Annotated in this window: 16 protein-coding genes, 2 tRNA genes, 1 rRNA gene and 1 pseudogene; 6 read left to right on the top strand and 14 right to left on the bottom strand. The window is 32.6% G+C overall.

Going from position 1 to position 20708, the window contains the following annotated elements:
- Positions 1–142: 142 nt before the first annotated feature.
- From APR43_RS15860 to lon, 3 genes are all read right to left on the bottom strand, one after another.
- Positions 143–745 carry a murein L,D-transpeptidase catalytic domain-containing protein gene (locus APR43_RS15860; protein WP_053474196.1) on the bottom strand — a complete coding sequence of 201 codons (603 nt, stop codon included), beginning with the start codon at positions 743–745 and terminating at the stop codon, positions 143–145.
- A 5-nt stretch (positions 746–750) separates the two neighbouring features.
- Positions 751–1770, bottom strand: coding sequence for a type IX secretion system protein PorQ (gene porQ / locus APR43_RS15855; protein WP_053474197.1), 1020 nt, complete (start codon positions 1768–1770; stop codon positions 751–753).
- A 177-nt stretch (positions 1771–1947) separates the two neighbouring features.
- On the bottom strand, positions 1948–4401 hold the full coding sequence (lon, locus tag APR43_RS15850; RefSeq protein WP_053474198.1) for an endopeptidase La: 2454 nt from the start codon (positions 4399–4401) through the stop codon (positions 1948–1950).
- Positions 4402–4664: 263 nt separating this feature from the next.
- Here lon and APR43_RS15845 point away from each other — a divergent pair, with 263 nt between their 5' ends.
- From APR43_RS15845 to APR43_RS15830, 4 genes are read left to right on the top strand one after another with little or no spacing between them, the layout of a single operon-like run.
- Positions 4665–5219: an RNA polymerase sigma factor gene (locus APR43_RS15845; protein WP_053474199.1), complete on the top strand. Its 555-nt coding sequence runs from the start codon at positions 4665–4667 to the stop codon at positions 5217–5219.
- The gene (locus APR43_RS15840) at positions 5216–5752 is read left to right on the top strand and encodes a hypothetical protein (RefSeq protein WP_053474200.1); all 537 of its coding nucleotides are present in this window, start codon (positions 5216–5218) and stop codon (positions 5750–5752) included. The genes APR43_RS15845 and APR43_RS15840 overlap by 4 nt, the downstream gene beginning before the upstream one ends.
- On the top strand, positions 5736–6794 hold the full coding sequence (locus tag APR43_RS15835; protein WP_053474201.1) for a hypothetical protein: 1059 nt from the start codon (positions 5736–5738) through the stop codon (positions 6792–6794). Before APR43_RS15840 ends, APR43_RS15835 begins: the two co-directional genes overlap by 17 nt.
- Before the next feature lie 21 nt (positions 6795–6815).
- The gene (locus tag APR43_RS15830; protein ID WP_053474202.1) at positions 6816–7538 is read left to right on the top strand and encodes a head GIN domain-containing protein; all 723 of its coding nucleotides are present in this window, start codon (positions 6816–6818) and stop codon (positions 7536–7538) included.
- A gap of 184 nt (positions 7539–7722) precedes the next feature.
- Here the strand turns inward: APR43_RS15830 and APR43_RS15825 are convergent, their stop codons facing one another.
- The 6 genes from APR43_RS15825 to APR43_RS15800 all read right to left on the bottom strand — a co-directional run bounded on the left by APR43_RS15825 (position 7723) and on the right by APR43_RS15800 (position 17618).
- Positions 7723–9039, bottom strand: a complete 1317-nt coding sequence (locus APR43_RS15825; RefSeq protein ID WP_053474203.1) for an MFS transporter — start codon at positions 9037–9039, stop codon at positions 7723–7725.
- 406 nt (positions 9040–9445) lie between these two features.
- Positions 9446–10258, bottom strand: a complete 813-nt coding sequence (locus APR43_RS15820; protein WP_053474204.1) for a M48 family metallopeptidase — start codon at positions 10256–10258, stop codon at positions 9446–9448.
- An 87-nt stretch (positions 10259–10345) separates the two neighbouring features.
- A complete protein-coding gene (locus APR43_RS15815; protein ID WP_053474205.1) occupies positions 10346–12745 on the bottom strand; it encodes a glycoside hydrolase family 31 protein in 2400 nt (799 codons plus the stop codon).
- A gap of 203 nt (positions 12746–12948) precedes the next feature.
- The gene (gene glgB, locus APR43_RS15810) at positions 12949–14853 is read right to left on the bottom strand and encodes a 1,4-alpha-glucan branching protein GlgB (RefSeq protein WP_053474206.1); all 1905 of its coding nucleotides are present in this window, start codon (positions 14851–14853) and stop codon (positions 12949–12951) included.
- A gap of 67 nt (positions 14854–14920) precedes the next feature.
- On the bottom strand, positions 14921–16201 hold the full coding sequence (locus APR43_RS15805; protein WP_053474210.1) for a glucose-1-phosphate adenylyltransferase: 1281 nt from the start codon (positions 16199–16201) through the stop codon (positions 14921–14923).
- Positions 16191–17618 carry a glycogen synthase gene (locus APR43_RS15800; RefSeq protein WP_053474211.1) on the bottom strand — a complete coding sequence of 476 codons (1428 nt, stop codon included), beginning with the start codon at positions 17616–17618 and terminating at the stop codon, positions 16191–16193. Before APR43_RS15800 ends, APR43_RS15805 begins: the two co-directional genes overlap by 11 nt.
- 118 nt (positions 17619–17736) lie before the next feature.
- Between APR43_RS15800 and APR43_RS15795 the strand changes: the two are divergent.
- Together APR43_RS15795 and APR43_RS15790 are read left to right on the top strand one after the other, a co-directional pair.
- A pseudogene (locus APR43_RS15795) lies at positions 17737–18598 on the top strand (alpha/beta hydrolase).
- A gap of 46 nt (positions 18599–18644) precedes the next feature.
- Complete coding sequence (locus APR43_RS15790; RefSeq protein WP_053474207.1) at positions 18645–19295, top strand: endonuclease III domain-containing protein; 651 nt, start codon at positions 18645–18647, stop codon at positions 19293–19295.
- A gap of 1 nt (position 19296) precedes the next feature.
- On the opposite strand, the gene APR43_RS15785 is transcribed toward APR43_RS15790, so the two are convergent.
- From APR43_RS15785 to rrf, 5 genes are all read right to left on the bottom strand, one after another.
- On the bottom strand, positions 19297–19731 hold the full coding sequence (locus APR43_RS15785) for a nuclear transport factor 2 family protein (protein ID WP_053474208.1): 435 nt from the start codon (positions 19729–19731) through the stop codon (positions 19297–19299).
- A gap of 14 nt (positions 19732–19745) precedes the next feature.
- A complete protein-coding gene (locus APR43_RS15780; protein WP_053474209.1) occupies positions 19746–20198 on the bottom strand; it encodes a DUF1569 domain-containing protein in 453 nt (150 codons plus the stop codon).
- 109 nt (positions 20199–20307) lie between these two features.
- Positions 20308–20393, bottom strand: a tRNA-Leu gene (locus APR43_RS15775).
- Positions 20394–20399: 6 nt separating this feature from the next.
- Positions 20400–20472 (bottom strand) — tRNA-Phe (locus APR43_RS15770).
- Between the two features lie 70 nt (positions 20473–20542).
- Positions 20543–20652: ribosomal RNA gene (gene rrf / locus APR43_RS15765) — 5S ribosomal RNA — on the bottom strand.
- Positions 20653–20708: the final 56 nt, after the last annotated feature.

Below are 20708 nucleotides of genomic sequence, written 5' to 3'. Positions count from 1 at the left end.
TGCTTCAAACAGCAATAACGATATCAAATTGTAACGTTTTCAATATCTGTTATCTTGTTCAAAAAAAAAACTATTATTACAAAAAGTTATATTGCTTTCTGTAATAATAGCGTATTGTTGAGTTGCTTCTAAATAATATCTTTTAATAATAAATATCTAAAAGAATGTTCGACTTAGAACTATCAATTATCTTTTCTATACGTTTAAAAAATTGTTCGCTAACCATCGGGCATCCTTTGCTGCGGCTGATGTAATAATTTTGTTCTTCGGCAGGAACTGCAGAATAAGAATGTAATACTATTGCTCTTTTCAAAGCATTATTATTAGATTCATCTAAACCCATTAATCGATATGCTTTCCCAAAGATGCCTTTATAATTTTTACCTATTACATATCTGCCAAGAGCTGTGCAATTAGAATTAGGCTCATTACTAAATTTAAGCATTCCGTTAATACCCGTTTCAGAGCCAGAACCGTGCGCTACAAGGCCTTGATCAATAATTTCATTTTTCTCTAAATCGTAAACAAAAAAACGATTTTTTCCTGAAGGCACTTTCATGTCAACCAAAAATGCAATTTTAGTATTGTATCTGTGATCGATGTTAATCATGTCTCTAATTTCATCTACCCTGTTGTTAATTCTTTCGATTTCCTCACTAGTAATAGAAGCTTCTTCTTTGAAGTAGTGTTTTGATCCCGTAAAAACGCCTACAGTCATAAACAAAAGTAAACTGAATAATTTCATATAAATTACTGAAGATTTAGAATTAAACCAAAAAGACTTGTATTTCCTGCCAATGTATATCTAGAGTACGAATAGTTAAACTTTAACTTATTCATCTTTAATCCAAAACCTAATGAAATTCCTGAAAAATTACGTTGATCTTCTACACGTAATTCTTCTCCTCTTCTAAAATTATAGCCTAAACGCAGGTTTACTGCTTTTTTAGGGAAGAGTTCAATACCAAAAAGGACATGCCTCAAAGCATTATTTACAAATGAAACTTTTTCACTACTTGTTGAACCATCAATATTGGTTTCTCCGCGAACGGGATTCGAAAAAGAAATATTCCATTGCTGCAAATTCTCTAAAGTAAGATGCCAGCGAATAGGAACATGTTCTAATTCCTGCGAAATTCCGGCAGTGATTTCAAAAGGTAAATTTTCCTGTATTCCTGAATATGTTCTAAATTGTGTACCTATATTGCGAAATACCAGTGCATAATTTAAATCATTTTTTTCATCAATATATAATAAACCTACATCTACTGCGCCTCCAATCGAATTATAACTTTCTAAAGTTGAAGTTATTAACTTCGCACTAGCTCCAATATGAAGATCTGTAAAAGGAACATTATAAGCATATCCAAATGACAATGCACCTTCACTTCCTGTAAAATCTGATGTAGTCTGACCGTTTTCGTCATAACCTTCAAAAGATCCGTAGTTTATGTAATTAACTCCGGCGTAGAAAGTCTGTACGTGGCGGTCATAAGTATAAGCATAAGAAGCACTTCCATAAGAAGCTTCTCCGTAATAATTTCCATAATTCAAGGCTAAATGGTTGTCCATATCTGCGTTTAAAACGGCTGGATTGGACATAGCCTGGTTAACATCTTCGTCATATATCGTAATCATTTTTCCACCCAGCGCTGCCTGACGCGGAGATGCTGTTAAATTTAGAAATTGATAGGTGTAACGCCCTCCAACCTGCCCGAACGAAACCGAACAAAGTAATAACATTAAAAATAAAACATAGTGTTTTGGCATTTGTTTTTGTGGCGTTCCTATATGGGAATAACGCAAATACAAATATAAAATTATATAACGCCAAAAATAAAATTATAGCTTAAATAAATTCCAATAAAAAAATTCCAAATTCCAAACCTTGTTATAGTTTGAAATTTGGAATTTGGGTTTTAAAAAATTGGAATTTAAAACGTGAGTTTATTTCAACGTTTTAGCATTTTTTACATTTTGATCTGTTAAGGCTAAAGCCAGAACTTCACTCATTTCTTTTACATAATGAAAAGTAAGACCTTCTAAATATTCTGCTTTAATTTCGTCGATATCGCTTTTGTTTTCATGACAAAGAATGATTTCTTTAATTCCTGCTCTTTTTGCAGCAAGGATTTTTTCTTTAATTCCGCCAACAGGCAAAACTTTTCCACGTAAAGTAATCTCTCCAGTCATAGCAAGGCTTTTCTTCACCTTCTTTTGTGTCAATAACGAAACTAAAGAAGTAAGCATTGCAATACCTGCGCTTGGCCCGTCTTTTGGCGTTGCTCCTTCCGGAACGTGCAGGTGAATGTTATATTTTTGGAACAATTCAATTCCTAAACCTAGCTTTTTAGCATTTGCTTTAATGTATTCTAAAGCAATTGTAGCCGATTCTTTCATTACGTTTCCAAGGTTTCCGGTAATAGTTAAAGAACCTTTTCCTTCAGAAATTAATGATTCTATAAATAAGATATCCCCTCCAACACTTGTCCAGGCTAAACCTGTAACAACTCCGGCAACATCATTGTTTTCGTATTTATCACGCTCCAATCTTGGAACTCCTAAAACTTTTACGATATCTTCGTCAGTAACTTTTTTATTATACTCCTCTTCCATCGCAACGGCTTTTGCAACATTACGAATTACCTGAGCAATTTTTGTTTCTAAATTACGAACTCCAGATTCTCTTGTATATCCTTCAACAATTTTTTCTAACTGTTTTTTTCCAATAGTCAAATCTTTGGCAGTTAATCCGTGTGCTTCTAATTGCTTTGGAAAAAGGTGTCTTTTAGCAATTTCTACTTTTTCTTCAATAGTATAGCCTGACATTTTGATTACTTCCATTCTGTCACGCAAAGCAGGCTGAATCGCCGCCATATTGTTTGAAGTCGCAATAAACATTACTTTAGATAAATCATAACCCATTTCAAGGAAATTATCGTAAAAAGCATTGTTTTGCTCCGGATCTAAAACTTCTAATAATGCAGAAGATGGATCACCGCTGTTTCCGTTTGATAATTTATCAATCTCATCTAAAATAAAAACCGGATTTGAAGTTCCTGCTTTCTTTAAACTTTGAATAATACGTCCCGGCATAGCTCCGATATACGTTTTTCTATGTCCGCGAATCTCTGCTTCATCACGTAATCCTCCTAAAGAAATACGTACATATTCACGGCCTAAAGCTTCGGCTACAGAACGACCAATAGAAGTTTTACCAACTCCCGGAGGTCCTGTTAAACATATAATTGGTGATTTCATGTCATTTCGCAATTTTAAAACTGCCAAATGTTCAATCATTCTTTTCTTAACTTCATCAAGACCAAAGTGATCTTTATCTAATATTTTTTGAGCAAATTTTAAATCAAATTTATCTTTAGAATATTCGCCCCAAGGCAATTCTAAAAATAACTCTAAATAATTACGCTGAATTCCAAAATCTGGCGACTGCGGATTCATTCTGCGCATTTTAGATAATTCTTTTTCGAAATGTTTCTGCGTTTTTTCGTCCCATTTTTTGGTTTTCGCTTTTATTCCCATTTCGTCCATTTCTTCCTCTTGCGAAACACCTCCCAATTCTTCCTGAATGGTTTTCATTTGCTGGTGAAGGAAATATTCACGCTGCTGCTGGTCTAAATCAAAACGAACTTTTGACTGAATGTCATTCTTCAATTCTAATTTTTGAAGTTCAACATTCATATAACGTAAAGTTTCTAAAGCACGCTCTTTTAAGCCATTTATCGATAAAAGACCTTGTTTTTCTTTTACGGATAAATTCATGTTTGAAGAAACAAAATTGATCAAAAACGATTGGCTTTCAATATTTTTAATGGCAAATGTTGCTTCAGATGGAATGTTTGGACTTTCTTTAATAATCTGGATTGCCAGTTCTTTTACAGAATCTAAAATAGCCGTAAATTCACTGTCATTTTCATCAGGACGTTCTTCTGACACTTCTTTAATAGTAGCCGTCATATAAGGATCTTCTGAAACAACTTCGTCAATTTCAAAACGTTTTTTTCCTTGTAAAATAACGGTTACATTTCCGTCAGGCATTTTTAAAACACGTAAAATACGTGCAACCGTTCCTATTTTATGAATATCGTCTTTTGACGGATCTTCGTCTTCTTCATTAATTTGAGAAACAACTCCAATAATTTTTCCGCCGGCATTGGCATCATTAATTAATTTGATTGATTTATCTCGTCCTGCAGAAATTGGAATCACAACTCCCGGGAATAATACTGTATTTCGTAAAGGTAAAATTGGCAGAGAAACAGGAAGTTCTTCATTGTTCATTTCCTCTTCGTCCTCTGGAGTTAATAATGGAATTAATTCTGCTTCTGAATCAAATTCTTGTAGTGACAGATTGTCAATAGTGAGTATTTTATGATTTGACATAATAATATATAAGTCGTTTTGTCATTAAAAGTTTAATACTATTTGTAAACACGGCCTTAAAAGCTGCTGTTTCAATTAAGTGTTTCATTTACAAGATAGGCCATAAAAATAGACAATCATTATGCCAAATGCAAAATAGTGACGTTTGAAATTTAGTTTTAGCCCTTAATTTCATCTATTTCTAAAAAAATTAAAATTAATTTTATAAAAAGTGTAACATATTAAAAAAAGCAAAGTCATTATAAAAAACTAGCAACCATTACTTGAGTATAACAAATCAAAATATCGAAGAATTAATCGCGCTTTGTAAAAACAATAACCAAAAGGCTCAATTCGAAGTTTACAATCGTTATTGTAAAGCTATGTACAACGTGGCTTACAGAATTGTAAAAGACGAGCATTTTGCACAAGACGTCATGCAGGAAGGTTTTTTGAAAGCTTTTACAAAAATTAACGATTATAAGCAGGAAGTTGCGTTTGGTGCGTGGCTTAAAAAAATCATCATTAATTATAGTATTGATTTTTATAAGAAAAACAATGCTTTCCAGATGGAAGACCTGAACAAAACGCTTTTTAAAATAGAAGAAAACGATTCTATATTGTCTGAAAGTATTGACTTGAATTCACTTAAAGTGAAACAGGTTTTAGATACCATTTCGGGCCTGAAAGACAATTACAGAATGGTTTTGACGCTCTTTTATATTGAAGGCTATGATCAGGAAGAAATCTGCGAAATATTGAATATCAGCTACGCCAACTGCAGAACCACTTTAAGCCGCGCCAAAGAAAGTTTACGAAAAAAATTAGAGGAGATATGAAAAAGGAAAATGACGATTTAGATCAATTATTTAACAAGTTTGAAAATCAATGGGATATTCATGAAATGAATCCGGATCATCAAATTGATTTTTTAGACAAATTGAATAACAAAAAGCCACGAAAAAAGAATTATGCCGGCTGGGCCATTGCTGCATCAATTGCTGTGCTTTTGGGTGTGTCACTATTTTACAATAATAATGAAAAACCAAAGGAACTTAAATTTGCATCGCAGGAAACCAAACGCACTGATTCTATCTTTAATATTTTGATCGAGAATGAGCTAGTTAAATTAAAGGAAAAGAATTCACCGGAAAATGAACAGATTATAAATGATGCATTAAAACAAATGAAAGTGTTTGATGCCGATTATGAAAAAATCATTAAAGAGGTTCAGAAAAACGGGGAAAACAAACAAATTATTTACGCGATGATAAGCAACCTGCAAACGAGAATTTCCTTTTTGCAAACGGTTTTAAAGCGAATTGAAGAAAACGAAAATTTAAAAAACACATCTAATGAAAAAACATTATAATTTACTAATCCTATTGCTGTTTATTCCTTTTTTAGGATTTTCAAATGATGATACTTTTATTACCAAAGAAAAAAGTATCAAAAAAACCTATATCGTCAACTCTAATGCAGGAATTGATATTGATAACAAATATGGAAACATCACAGTATCGACCTGGGATGAAGATAAAATTGATCTTGACATTACCATTAAAGTTAACGGTACAAACGAAAACTGGGTAAACGAAAAACTAAACAGTATTGACATTGAAATTACAGCGCTGAAAAGCTTAGTAACTGCGATAACTAATATTGGAAACTCGACTTTTAAAAGTAAAGGAAGCAATAACAGTTTTGAAATTAATTATGTTATTAAAATTCCTAAAAATGGTTCAGTAAAGCTGGTTAACAAATATGGAAACATTACAACGCTTAATTTAGAATCGACAACGGATATTAGCTGTAAATACGGAAAAACAATATTAGGGAGATTAAACGGTTCAAGCAACCGAATTGAAATTGCATACTGTCAAAATTCAAGTATTGAGTATATTAAAAACGGAAATATTGATGCCAGATATTCGGGTCTAAAAATTAATGATTCGGGAAATCTTAACCTTGATGCCAATTATACTGATGTTACCTTAAATGATGGTCAGAATATTAAATACAGCTGTAATTACGGTACTTTTAAATTTCAGAAAATCAATTCATTATCAGGTTCCGGAAATTATTTAACCATTTTGATTGGAGAAATTTCAAGCAGTTTTAATTTCGATACCAATTACAGCAAAATCAGTGTAAAAAACATTAGTGAAAAAGCTGGAAATGTGAGCATAAATTCAGGATATACAGATGTATCACTTGGATTTGATCCCAACTATGCCTTTGATTTTGATATATCTGGACGATACAGCAATATTAAACCTGACAGTGCTTTAGATATTTCGGTTTCTGAAATTAAAAGCAATACCAAAAGAATAAGCGGTTTTTACAAGAAAAAAGGACAAAATAAAATCAACATCACTACAAATTACGGCAGCGTGTCAGTATTAAAAAATTAATCATCTAAAAAAATCAAGACTATGAAAAAATCAATTCTATTATTTGTTTGTGCAGTATTTCTTTTGAGTTTTAATGCAAACGCTCAAAATAAAATTAAAGGAAACGGTAAAGTTGTAACTGAAACCAGAACTACAGGAGATTATGACGGTATTAAAATTTCGGGCTTTTTTGATGTAAACCTTGTTGCCGGAAAAGAAGGGAAAATTACCATTAAAGGAGAAGAAAACTTACTGTCATCCATTAAAGTAGAAGTAGAAGACAATACTTTAAAAATTTATATTGAATCATTCAAAAACATTCGACCAAGCAGCGGAAAATACATACAAATCACCGTTCCGTTTGAAAAAATCTCTAACATAGCATTGTCAGGATCAGGAAATATTCAGTCTAAAGATGCTATTAAAAGTGACAAACTTCAAGCTAAACTATCTGGGTCAGGAAACTTTAATTTAGCAATTGATTCAAATGAATTCGAACTTAATTTGAGCGGTTCAGGAAATGTAAACCTAAAAGGAACTGCCGACAATTTCACAACAAAACTTTCAGGTTCTGGAGATATTGATGCAGGAAGTTTGAAATCTAAAAATGTAGATGTAAATGTTTCGGGCTCAGGAAATAGTAAAGTTACCTGCAATGAAAAATTAACTGCAAGAGTTTCAGGTTCTGGAAACATTAAATATGCAGGAAATCCTGAAAAACGCGATGTAAAAGTTTCGGGCTCAGGAAACATTACTAAAGCCTAATTTTTATAGAAAAGCTCAATAATAAATTTACTTTTATCATCTATCAAATAACAGAACAGCTTCTTGTTTATTATTGAGCTTTTATTTATTATCAAAAATTAGACTTAATCTTATAAAATAAAAAAGCCGGACAAATGATTTAAAATCAATGTCCGGCTTTTAAATATAATTTTAAAAAACTTTTTTAAACTGTCTTTTTTGGAACCCTTCTTAATAGAAAAATAGAAGTAACAAAGAATACTGCCAAAATAACAATTGCCGCACGCGGACTTCCTGTTATTTGATCGATAATTCCGTATACACACATTCCTATTACAATTCCTATTTTTTCTGCAACATCATAAAAGCTAAAGAATGATGCTGTATCTTCTGTTTCAGGCAATAATTTTGAATACGTAGAACGTGATAAAGCCTGAATTCCACCCATTACAAATCCGGCAACTGTAGCCATAACATAAAAATGAACTGGCAATGTGATGAAATAAGCCAAAGCACAAAATACTGCCCAAATTGCATTAATAAAAATCAATGTTGGTATATTTCCAAATTTTTCAGAAGCTCTTGAAGTTAAAACAGCACCAACAACGGCAACTAATTGAATTAGCAAAATACAGATAATCAATCCTTTTTGACTTTCTTCAGGCGATGACCATTGAATTTCCTGAGCTCCAAAATAAGTTGCAACCAGCATCACAGTCTGTACTGCCATACTAGAAACAAAAAAGCCACCTAAATAACGTTTTAAAGCAATAATATTCTGCAAGGAAGCCCAAACCTTTTTAAGTTCTTTGAATCCATTAAAGAAAACATCTTTAGTTAATTTTTGAGTTGTTTCTTTACTTCCTTTTGGCAAATAATAATACGTGTATTGGCTAAATAAAATCCACCAAACTCCTACCATTATAAAAGAATAGCGCATTGCTTTCATTGCCGGTTCTGGACCAGAAATATTAAACCAGTCTGGTTTCATTATCATTGCTAAATTGATAATCAGCAAAATAACGCTTCCTATATATCCTAAAGAATATCCTTTTGCGCTAATTCTGTCCTGCTGTTCTTCAAAAGCAATATCCGGAAGATATGAATTATAGAAAACCAAACTTCCCCAATACCCTAATAATCCAAGAAAATAAAAAGCCAATCCAACATAAATATTTGCGAGATCAAACCAATATAATCCCATACACGAAAGCGCTCCTAAATAACAGAAAAATTTCATAAAGGATTTTTTATTCCCCACATAATCAGCAATTCCTGATAATAATGGTGAAATAAAAGAAACGACTAAAAATGCCGCAGCAGTTATAAAGCTAATTAGGGCAGAGTTTTTTAAATGAAGTCCGAAAACATCAATATAATGATTGTTTGTTTTCGCAAATAAAGCTTCGTAAAAAATTGGAAATACTGCCGATGCAATCGTAAGTGTATAAACTGAATTTGCCCAATCATAAAATGCCCAGGCATTTAATAATTTCTTATCTCCTTTTTGTAGGTTTTTCATAGAAATGGTTTTGTTATTGCGCTACGAATTTATCCAATTTTTATGATAATCAAATATAAATTATCGAATTCATGCATTATTAAATTATAAAGAATTTAGAGCATAAAAAAAGTTGTCTTAAAAGTCAAAGGAAACTCATTTACTATAATTATTTTGTTCATTCCGTTAGGAATGTTTCATTGGTAGAAAAAATAATGATCCGCTGTATATATGTTCCATTGGAACATTTGATTATTTGATTATTAAAAAACGATTTCAAAATCAAACGTTCCTACGGAACGTAAACAATGATAATAATATAATTCTCTACCGATGAAATGTTGCTATGGAACAGAGAAATATATAAAATAAAAAAGGCTGCTCCAACTTTTGAGCAGCCTATCTTTATATTTTTTGAAATAGTATCTTATTTAATTGTACCAACTTTAAGTGCAATCGCTTTAGCTTCGGGAATTAATGATTTTATATTGGCAATTCTCGTAGCATCAGACGGGTGCGTGCTCATAAATTCCGGTATTCCTGAACCTCCTGATTTAGCCGACATTCTGGTCCAGAACGCAACAGCATCATCTGGATTATATCCGGCAATAGCCATTAAAGTTAATCCTATTTTATCAGCTTCGCTTTCGTTACTTCTGCTAAATGGCAGCATTACTCCTACTTCGGATCCAATTCCATAAGCTTGTGCAAAAATTTGCTGTGTTGCTTCAGATTTTCCGCTTGTTGCTGCTCCTAAAGCCGCGCCGCCAATTTGCTGTAATTGCGCCGCCGACATTCTTTGCGCTCCATGATTAGCTAATGCGTGTGAAACTTCATGCCCCATTACCGTTGCTAAACCAGATTCGTTTTGTGTCACTGGTAATATTCCTGAATAAACTACAATTTTTCCTCCAGGTAAACACCAGGCATTGACTTCTTTATTATCAACAAGTTTGTATTCCCAGCGATAATCTTTTAGATATTGTGATTGTCCTAAATAGGCTAAATATTTTTCGGCCGCAGCTTTTATTTTAAATCCAACAGTTTCTACGCGTTTTGCGTCTGCAGTTCCTGTTATTACTTTATTTTCAGATAAAAACTGGCTGTATTGCTGAAAAGAAGATGGAAATAATTCACTATTTGAAACAAAATTTAAATTTTGTTTTCCAGTTATAGGATTCGTTGCACAGCTGCATACCAAAACAACTGCAAAAAGGCCTGAAATTAAATGTTTTTTCATGATTTTAAAGATTTAAACATACACAAAAATACAATTAATATTACTTAAAATCTTACACAATTATTTCAATTGCTATCAGAATTTTACTTATTCACCTATAATATGAAGCTCATTAAACTCTTTATCAACAATTAAAAAATTGTTTGATTCGAAGCTAATTTTATCAAATTCTATTTTTTCGTTGTCGATTTCAATCTCCGTTACTTTAAAAGGAAGTCCAATTAAATTAATTTTATACTTGCTGTATGGCGTATCGTATTTTCCTTCTTTATGAAGCTGAATAATTAATTCTTTTTCTTTTCCAATTGATCTTAATGATAAATGGCTGTAACGGCCTTTTTTATAATCGTAACCATCCTGAGCATCTTCATAAACTCCAGATTGTTCTTTACCATTTTTATAGTAAACATCCAGCGTTAATTCATCAAATTCTAATTCACCAACGTATTGCTGCACCGGATATTTTGGAATGATCGCACCCGCTTTTACGAAAACCGGAATTTCATCAAATTTAGTATCAACCCAGATTTCTTTTCCACCAATAAATAATTCATTTGTCCAATAGTTATACCACTCACCTCTTGGAATATACATACGTCTACCTACAGCATTAGGTTCAAGTATTGGACATACTAAAATTTGATTTCCAAAGATGAATTCATCATTACGATAATGCGTTTGTGTATCTTCTTGATCGTAATAAACCAAAGGTTTCAACATAGGAAGTCCTTCTTCTATATACTGCCAAAACATGGTATATAAGTAAGGCAATAATTGATAACGAAGGCTGACAAATTTTCTCGTAATATTAATTACTTCTTCGTCAAAAGCCCAAGGTTCCTGGTTTCCGTGATCTCCAGAAGAATGCGTTCTGCAAAACGGATGAAAAACACCTAACTGAATCCAGCGTGCGTATAATTCGCCTGTTGGCTGTTCTGCAAATCCGCCGATATCTGAACCTGTGAATCCCATTCCTGAAATTGACATTCTTTGCACCTGAATATTTGCAATCCACAAATGTTCCCAAGTTGCTACGTTATCTCCTGTCCAGGAAGATGTATAACGCTGTGCACCAGAATAAGCCGATCTTGTAATAACAAAAGGACGTTTTGGATAAGCAAATCGTTTTACGCCATGATATGTGGCTCTTGCCATTTGTGTTCCATAAATATTATGCGCTTTTCTATGACTGCAAGGATTTCCGTCGTAAAAGTGACGAACATCCATCGGGAAAGTTTTATTTGGAACCTCCATTACGGCAGGTTCATTCATATCATTCCAAACTCCTTTTACTCCTATTTCTGAAACTAATTCTTTAAATAAACCAGCCCACCATTCTCTAACTGCGGGATTTGTATAATCTGGAAAATTACATTCTCCCGGCCAGACTTTTCCTTTCATATAAGGTCCGTCGGCTCTTTTGCAGAAATAATCTTTTTCTAAAGCTTCTTTATAAACCCAGTAATCTTTATCGATTTTAATTCCCGGATCGATGATTACAACGGTTTTAAAACCATCTTCAGCTAATTCAGCGACCATTCTTTTTGGGTCTGGAAAATAGTTTTTATTCCAGGTAAAACATCGAAATCCTTCCATATAATCAATGTCCAGATAAATGGCATCACACGGAATTTTAAGTTCTCTAAATTTTGAAGTGATTTCTTTGACTTTACTTTCAGGATAATAACTCCATTTACATTGGTGATATCCTAAAACCCAAAGCGGCGGTAATTCCGGTTTTCCAGTTAAATCAGTATAAGTTGTTACAACATCCTGCATTTGAGGGCCGTAAATGAAATAATAATTCATTTCTCCTCCTTCTGCCCAATAACTCGTTACATTTCTTCTTTCCTGACAAAAATCAAAAAAAGTTCTAAAGGTATTATCAAAGAAAATACCGTAAGATTGTTTGTTATGTAAACCAATATAAAATGGAACTACTTTATAAAGAGGATCTTGTTCTTTTTGATAAGCGTATTGATCTGTAGCAAAATTTTCGACTCTTTTGCCTTTTAAATTCATTTGAGTGGCTTTATCTCCAAGACCGTAAAAACATTCACCGTCTTTAGAAGATTTACTCATTTTTACAATATTTCCGCCATATTCATAGCTTTCTTCCCAATGAAAACCAAGTTCATCTTCCAGAATCAGGAAATCGTTTAAATCGTAAATCCAAACACGAAGATCTGCCTTTTGAATTTTACATTTTACTTTGCTGGTTCTGATCTGGAAATAGGTTTCTTCTTCTGTAAGTTCCAAAAAATTATAGCCGTGAAGCTGGCTTTTGTCTATTGCATACGAAAAATCATTGCTGAAATATCCTTTTGTAGTAAAGCGAAATCGAATTAAACTGTCTCTAAGAACAGTGACTTTTAAGATTACTTTATTATCTGTATTGAAAAAAATAGAATCTCCTTCATGCTCGTACGAAACTATCTTTGATGGATATAAATCGCCTTTGTATTCTAATGATGTGTTTGTAATCATATCGCCAATGAATTAATTATAACAATAATCTCTATTTCAAACATACAAAAAAAGTTAGTAAAGGGCTATGAATAAAAGGTTTATTCACGAAAACGTTTTTTCTGACTGAGTCTTAAATTAGAGTTCAAAAAACCAACAATTCGATAATTTAAAAACGATAAAATGACAAAACAATACCGCTTAAAATATTTGTCAGATTTTATTTAAACGAAAGAATAAACGGTTACGCTTAATGGCGGTAAAATTAATTCGACAGAAAAATCCCTTCCGTCATAAGGCGTTAACTCAATTTTTAATGATTTCCCGTTTCCAACGCCGCCTCCGCCATAAATTACAGCATCGCTATTAAAAATTTCTTCTAACTGACCTTTTTTCGGAATCCCAATTCTATAATTTTCCCGTACTACTTGCGTGAAATTACAAACTACAATTACATTTTCATCTGCATTATTTCCTTTTCGGATATAAGATAAAACCGCATTTTGATGATCTGAATAATTTATCCATTCAAAACCTTCTCCCGTAAATTGCTTTTCATACAATGCTGGACGAGATTTATACAATTGATTTAAATCTGTAATTAATCTTTTTATTCCCGAATGAAAATCAAATTGCAATAAATGCCAGTCTAAACTTTGTTCGAAATTCCATTCGCCAGTTTGACCAAATTCAGCTCCCTGAAACAGTAATTTAGTTCCGGGATGCGTAAACATATATCCATATAATAATCTCAAATTGGCAAATCGCTGCCATTCATCGCCAGGCATTTTATAAATAAGGGATTTTTTGCCGTAAACTACTTCATCATGAGAAAACGGAAGCATAAAGTTCTCCGTAAAAGCATACGTCATCGAAAAGGTCAAATCGTTTTGATGGTATTTTCGATAAACGGTTTCTTTTTGAAAATATTTTAAAGTATCGTGCATCCAGCCCATCATCCATTTCATTCCGAAACCTAATCCGCCTGTAAATGTTGGTCTTGAAACCATCGGAAACGAAGTACTCTCTTCTGCAATAGTTTGAACTCCATCAAAATTAGCATAGATAACTTCATTAAATTCTTTAAGAAAACTTATACTGTCTAAATTTTCTCTTCCGCCAAAAATATTAGCTTCCCATTCACCTTCTTTTCTGGAATAATCGAGATATAACATTGAAGCTACAGCATCAACTCTTAATCCGTCAACATGATAATTTTGGAGCCAAAAAACAGCGTTACTAATTAAAAAAGCGCGGACTTCATTTCTTCCATAATTAAAAACCAAGCTTTTCCAATCCGGGTGATATCCTTTTCTACGATCCGGATGTTCGTATAAATGTGATCCATCAAAATATCCTAAACCATGTGCATCATCTGGAAAATGCGACGGAACCCAGTCTAAAATTACGCCAATTCCTTCCTGATGCAGTCTATCCACCAAAACCATAAAATCCTGAGGTTTTCCAAAACGTGAAGTCGGCGCAAAATATCCTGTTAACTGATAACCCCATGAAGGATCATAAGGATATTCCATAATAGGCATAAATTCTACGTGTGTAAAACCGGTTTCTTTAACGTATTTCACCAAATCATCTGCCAGTTCTAAATAACTTAAAAAGCGATTATGTTCTGCTCGTTTCCAGGAACCCAAATGAACTTCGTAAACAGAATAAGGTTTGTCTAAAGCATTATTATCCTTACGGTTCTGCATCCAGTTTTCATCTTTCCATTTATAATCTAAATCCCAGACTACAGAAGCGGTATGTGGAGGTTTTTCACAATATAAAGCAAAAGGGTCTGCTTTTTCGGTTACAATTCCTTCAATATTCGATTGAATTTTATATTTATAAAGAGCTCCTTTTGAAATATCTGGAATAAATCCTTCCCAAATTCCCGAAGAATCCCAGCGAACATTTAAAAGGTGTTCTCCCTGATTCCAGTAATTAAAATCGCCAACAACCGAAACAGAATGTGCTGTAGGTGCCCAAACGGCAAAATAAACACCTTTAACTCCATTAACTTCAATTAAATGCGCTCCTAATTTTTCATATAATTTGAAGTGTTTTCCCGCTTTGAATAAATCTATATCAAAATCAGTAAATAGAGAATGTGTGATTACTTTAGTCATATTTGGTTTTTAAGGCAATAATTTAAAATTGGAATTTGGATTTTTTTTTATTGGAATTTTTCAAATTTTATTCAATTCTAAAGTTATCCGATAATGTAACTCCTTTTTTAATCACAACAATTCCGTCTTTTATACTGTATAATTCATTCGTAAAATTGTCTAAATGTTTTCCGCCGTTAATATGAACATTATTTCCAATTCGAACATTTTTATCCACTAAGGCATTTTTGATAAAACAATTTTCACCAATACCAACATGAATTTTATTGATACTGCTTTCATGATTCATTTCGTCAAGATCCTGATAAAAATCGTTCCCCATAACATAACAGTTTTCTAATACGGTTCCAACGCCTACTCTTGAACGAATTCCAATCACCGAACTTTTAATTTCTTTTGCATTAATGATACAGCCTTCAGAAATCAAAGATTGATTAATAATTGAATTTCTAAATTTTGATGGCGGTAATAATCTTGGTCTTGTAAAGATTTTGTTTTCGTTATCAAACAAATTAAACTCCGGAATATCAGCCGTTAAACCAATATTGGCTTCAAAAAATGACTCGATGTTTCCAATATCTGTCCAATATCCTTCATATTGATAACTCAGAATTTTATGTTTTCCAACGGCTTGCGGAATGATTTCTTTTCCAAAATCTTTTGTCTCCTGATTCGCCATTAATTCTTCTAACAATGGTTTATTAAAAATATAAATTCCCATTGAAGCAAGGTATTTTTTACCTTTTTCCTGCATATGCTCGCTCACTTCAGATTCCCATTCAGGCAACAATGAAGCATTTGGTTTTTCTATAAAAGCATGAATATTATTTTCATGATCAGTTTTAAGAATCCCGAATTCTGGTGCATCTTTAGCATTTACAGGTAAAGTTGCAATCGAAATTTCCGCATCAGCAGCAATATGTGCTTCGAGCATTTCATTAAAATCCATTTGATACAATTGATCGCCCGAAAGAATTAAAGCGTGATCAAAATCGTGTTTCAAAAAATGTGACATACATTGTCTAACAGCATCTGCCGTACCCTGAAACCAAGTTGGATTATCCGGAGTTTGTTCTGCCGCTAAAATATCAACAAATGACTGACTGAAAATACTAAAATTGAAAGTGTTTTTGATATGCGCATTTAAAGATGCGGAGTTGAACTGTGTCAAAACAAATATTTTAAAAATATCAGAATTGATACAATTAGAAATTGGAATATCGACCAAACGATATTTTCCTCCAATTGGAACAGCCGGTTTTGATCTCGTTTCTGTTAATGGAAACAAACGCGATCCTTGTCCTCCTCCTAAAATAATAGCAACTACATTTTTCTTTTTAAATTTCATTTTTCTCAATTATTAGGTTGTATATCTCGATATATTCTTGGCAAACACTTTCCCAGGAATGGTCTGCAGCCATTCCTCTTCTTAAAACGGTATTAAAATTTATTTTGTCATCGTACAATTTAAACGCACGATTTATAGAATAACAAATATCCCCAACGGAAGCCTGATCATGGCAGATTCCGTTTCCTTCATCGCCAAAATCAATAACTGTATCTCTTAAACCTCCGGTTCTCCTAACAATAGGAATTGTTCCATAACGCATGGCATACATTTGGTTTAAACCACAAGGTTCTACTCGTGAAGGCATTAAAATATAATCTGAACCTGCGTAAATCAAATGCGCTAATTCTTCATTATAACCAATAAAAACATTGTAATTTCCTTTATAATCATTACGCAATTGGGTTAACTGCGATTCAATTTCAGCATTTCCCGAACCTAAAATTAAAATATTGATCTCTTCAAAATGTTCTGATAATGCAAGTGCCGAAGCCTGAGGTAGTAAATCTCCTCCCTTTTCTTCAAACAAACGCCCTATAAAACTAAATAATGGCTTTGAAGGATCTAAATCAAATTGGTCGCATAATTTTTCTTTATTTTTCTGTTTTCCAATTTCAAAGTTTTCTATCGAATAATTTTCAGCAATCATTTGATCTTTTAACGGATTCCAGACTTCGATGTCAATCCCGTTTAAAATTCCTTTAGATTTATTTCTAACAGATTGAAACAAGGATTCTAAACCATTTGCGCTATAATTAATTTCATTTAAATAGCTCGGAGAAACTGTTGTTACAGCGTTCGCACATTTTACAGCAACTGCCAATGAATTAATCGAATTACTCCATTCTAAAAATCCAACATGTTTTAAATCAAATTCTGGCAGATAATACAATTTATCAAAACCAAACCAGCCCTGATATAAACCATTATGAATTGTTATAACAGTTTTAACGTCCTTTAATGTTTCATATTTATAAGCAAATTGAAGCAGAAACGGAATTAATCCTGTATGATGATCGTGACAATTAATTATATCCGGAATTTTATTTCGGGCGATAATCCAATCTAAAACTGCAATTTGAAAAGATAAGAAACGTTCAATATCATCTTCATAACCATATACATTCGGACGATTAAATAATTCATTGATTTCAATGAGATATAATTCGTAGCCTAATTTATCTGTGCTCTCTTTCAAAACACTAAAAGGGAAATTGAAATTTCCTAATTTAACTGTTCCCCAATGCACACAGTCAAAATTATTTTCATTTCTAAATTTTGTATCATAAGCGGGAACAACAACTCTAACGTTATGTCCTGCGTTTTCCTGATACTTGGGTAAAGCACCAACTACATCAGCCAAACCGCCGACTTTTGCCATTGGATAACATTCTGCACTAATATGAAATATCTCCATTTCAGAAATTAATTTGTGATTATTTTTCAAGAAACAATCATTAATATGCTATTTTTATCTTTTTTTAAATTTAGCAAAAAAATAGGCAAAGTACTGCTTAAAAATCAGATTTATTGAAATGGCAAAAAAGGCAATTAATCCTACTAAATCATTAAAAATTCCACAGATAATTATACTATCTGCCAAAATTTGCGCATTTGTATCCACTAAGTTAGCAACTAAATTTGCAGCGAGGCTATTTACAACGCCTATAAAACATAAGGTTCCCAAACGTGAACTTGAAATGGACAACAAAAGCATTCAAAAAGTTGTTCACGTTTCTGCTATTAATAAAATGTTGTGACTTATCAATATGGCCAAAGTGAACGTAAAGTTTTACTTGTTCATGGCTGGTCAGGCAGAGGAACCCAGTTATTTAAAATAGCCGATGAGCTTTTGAAAAATGGTTTTTCCACTGTAAGTTTTGATGCGCCTGCACATGGAAAATCAGAAGGAAAAACAACCATAATGTCTGAATTTATTGCTTCTATTCTGGAAATTGAAAAAGAATTTGGTCCTTTTGAATTTGCAATTGGACATTCATTAGGCGGAATGTCTGTATTAAATGCCATTAAAGATGGTTTACAAGTAAATAAAGCCGTTATAATTGGAAGCGGAGATATTGTACAGGATATTTTAGATGAATTTATTTTTAAATTAAAACTTAAAAAGGAATTTAGCGATCGTTTAAGACTATTTTTTGAAGATAAATATCAATTAAAAATGGATGATTTTTCGGCTTATAAAGCTGCCAAAAAAATCGAAATTCCTGTATTAGTAATTCATGATAACGATGATCCGGAAGTTCCTGTTAAAGCTGGAATTCATATTCATGAAAATCTTCAAAACGGATCCTTATTTTTAACCGATTAGGCCACCGAAAGATACTTGGAAATCAAACTGTTATTAAAAAAACTTTAGAATTCATTAAAAATAGTTAACTTTATATATAACTATTTCAATATCAAACACTAAAGAATAATAAAAATGGATTTATTTGGAGAAACAATGGATTGGGAAACTAAATTAAAACCAATTTTAAAAAAATATAAAGACAAAAAACATCCTTTAGATTATCAAAACACTTATCAGCTTTTGGTTATGGTTGTTTTATCTGCTCAGGATTCTGATGCCAATATTAATAACATTGCTCCAGCTTTATTTGAAAAATATCCAACTCTTACAAGTTTATCAAAAACCGATTTCGAAACTTTTATTCCTTATATAAGCAAGGTTCGTAATCATGCCACTAAAGCTAATTGGCTTTTGGAAATAGCCAAAACAATTCAAAATGATAAAGATATTCCTTTAACAATGTCCGAATTGACTGCTTTGAAAGGCATTGGAAGAAAATCTGCAAATGTGATTTTAAGAGAAACAAATAAACCTGCAGAAGGAATTATTGCTGATTTACACGTAATAAGAGTTGCGCCCAGAATTGGCATAATAAAAGAAGCCAAAGACGGAAATAAAGCAGAAAAAGACTTGATGGAAGTTTTACCAAAAAGTATATGGTCAGAAATTGGAATGGCGATTTCTTTTTTAGGACGCGAAATCTGCAGACCAAAACCTAAATGTGAAGAATGCCTTTTAACAGATATCTGTCTGTATTACAACACTGTAGTTCTTAAAAACTAAATTATTTTCTTCGGGTATCAATTAGGTAAATGATTTTCCAGGAATCTTTTTCTTTAAATAATGTGAAAGTATTTACTCCGGTATGACTCAATTTATCGTTTAAATAAAACTCATACGGTGCCCAAACATGAGCCATAGTACCATCAATTTGAATATTATAATTCAAAATTTTCTCCTGAAATTTCATTGTTGACGGAATCATAGCAATAGATTTATAGAATTCATCTGCACTTTCATTCGATAATTTGTTTCCTTTTACTGAACTCTCACTAATCGATTGCAAAATCATTTTATCCGCACAAACGGTTTTTATTTTCACAGAATCTTTTTGATGAAATCCTTCAAAGAATATTTCAATAGCTTTTTGAACTTCTTGTTTCTGTGCATTGGATGATAATCCTAAAAGCAAAAAAAATAGAATAAAATAAACTCTCATATCATAATTTTAAATTAAACGCCAAACTGAGATAAATGATGGTCTAAATGTTTCGCAAACATATTATTCCATTCTTTTGTAGTTAATTTTCCTAAAGAAAGAGATTCTTTTCCCTGAAATTCACTTTCACCTAATTCCTGTGTTTTTAGAATATAAGAGATCAATCTGCTTTTTTCCAGTTGAAAATCACGATCTCCGGCAATAATAAATTGTGGAGCTGTATGAATATTTCTTGCATAAGGCTTTTCACTTACAATTGCATTTTTAGCTAATAACTTTAGAATTAATCTTATAAAGACATTTGGTTTAGCATGAATATTGTCATAAACCATTTCATACGTTACATTGCAATGCGCCAGCATTTGATCAACAGACATTTTAGCCCAAAGTGGTTGTGAATCTATTTTAAGCTGATTAATGCGGCTTATAAATTGATCACAGTCTTCTCTTTGAAAAATATTTTGCATAGTTTAATTATAAGGTAAAAACATTAAAGTAAAAGTATAAAATTTACTACTAAAATACGTTTTATGGCAAAAAAAAACTTCAATTAGCAAAGCCAATTGAAGTTTTTAGTACTCAGAGCGGGACTTGAACCCGCACGAACATTGCTGTTCACTGGATTTTAAGTCCAGCGTGTCTACCAATTTCACCATCCGAGCATTATGTGGTACCTCCAGGGATCGAACCAGGGACACATGGATTTTCAGTCCATTGCTCTACCATCTGAGCTAAGGTACCTTATTTACTTAAACTAATAAGTAAAATTTAGAATAAAAAACCCCGTTTCTTGGAAACAGGGTTTTCAAAAGAAAGGCGACGACATACTCTCCCACAATACTGCAGTACCATCTGCGCAGGCGGGCTTAACTACTCTGTTCGGGATGGGAAGAGGTGAGCCCCGCCGCAATAACCACCTTAAGGTTGTTAGTCTAAAGTCACAAGTCTTAAAGTTGTAAAGTCTTTCGACTTTTGAC

Source organism: Flavobacterium sp. NLM (assembly GCF_002210235.1).
Lineage (GTDB): Bacteria > Bacteroidota > Bacteroidia > Flavobacteriales > Flavobacteriaceae > Flavobacterium > Flavobacterium panici.
The sequence above is the reverse complement of the archived record's forward strand: the minus strand, read 5'-3'. Positions and strand labels throughout refer to the sequence as shown.

Coding starts and splice junctions, on each gene's coding strand:
- APR43_RS15825 (WP_053474203.1), bottom strand. CDS start 9,039: ATGAAAAACCTACAAAAAGGAGATAAGAAATTATTAAATGCCTGGGCA.
- APR43_RS15800 (WP_053474211.1), bottom strand. CDS start 17,618: ATGGAGATATTTCATATTAGTGCAGAATGTTATCCAATGGCAAAAGTC.
- porQ (WP_053474197.1), bottom strand. CDS start 1,770: ATGCCAAAACACTATGTTTTATTTTTAATGTTATTACTTTGTTCGGTT.
- APR43_RS15860 (WP_053474196.1), bottom strand. CDS start 745: ATGAAATTATTCAGTTTACTTTTGTTTATGACTGTAGGCGTTTTTACG.
- APR43_RS15785 (WP_053474208.1), bottom strand. CDS start 19,731: ATGAGAGTTTATTTTATTCTATTTTTTTTGCTTTTAGGATTATCATCC.
- APR43_RS15835 (WP_053474201.1), top strand. CDS start 5,736: ATGAAAAAACATTATAATTTACTAATCCTATTGCTGTTTATTCCTTTT.
- APR43_RS15840 (WP_053474200.1), top strand. CDS start 5,216: ATGAAAAAGGAAAATGACGATTTAGATCAATTATTTAACAAGTTTGAA.
- APR43_RS15780 (WP_053474209.1), bottom strand. CDS start 20,198: ATGCAAAATATTTTTCAAAGAGAAGACTGTGATCAATTTATAAGCCGC.
- lon (WP_053474198.1), bottom strand. CDS start 4,401: ATGTCAAATCATAAAATACTCACTATTGACAATCTGTCACTACAAGAA.
- APR43_RS15830 (WP_053474202.1), top strand. CDS start 6,816: ATGAAAAAATCAATTCTATTATTTGTTTGTGCAGTATTTCTTTTGAGT.
- APR43_RS15820 (WP_053474204.1), bottom strand. CDS start 10,258: ATGAAAAAACATTTAATTTCAGGCCTTTTTGCAGTTGTTTTGGTATGC.
- APR43_RS15805 (WP_053474210.1), bottom strand. CDS start 16,201: ATGAAATTTAAAAAGAAAAATGTAGTTGCTATTATTTTAGGAGGAGGA.
- glgB (WP_053474206.1), bottom strand. CDS start 14,853: ATGACTAAAGTAATCACACATTCTCTATTTACTGATTTTGATATAGAT.
- APR43_RS15815 (WP_053474205.1), bottom strand. CDS start 12,745: ATGATTACAAACACATCATTAGAATACAAAGGCGATTTATATCCATCA.
- APR43_RS15790 (WP_053474207.1), top strand. CDS start 18,645: ATGGATTTATTTGGAGAAACAATGGATTGGGAAACTAAATTAAAACCA.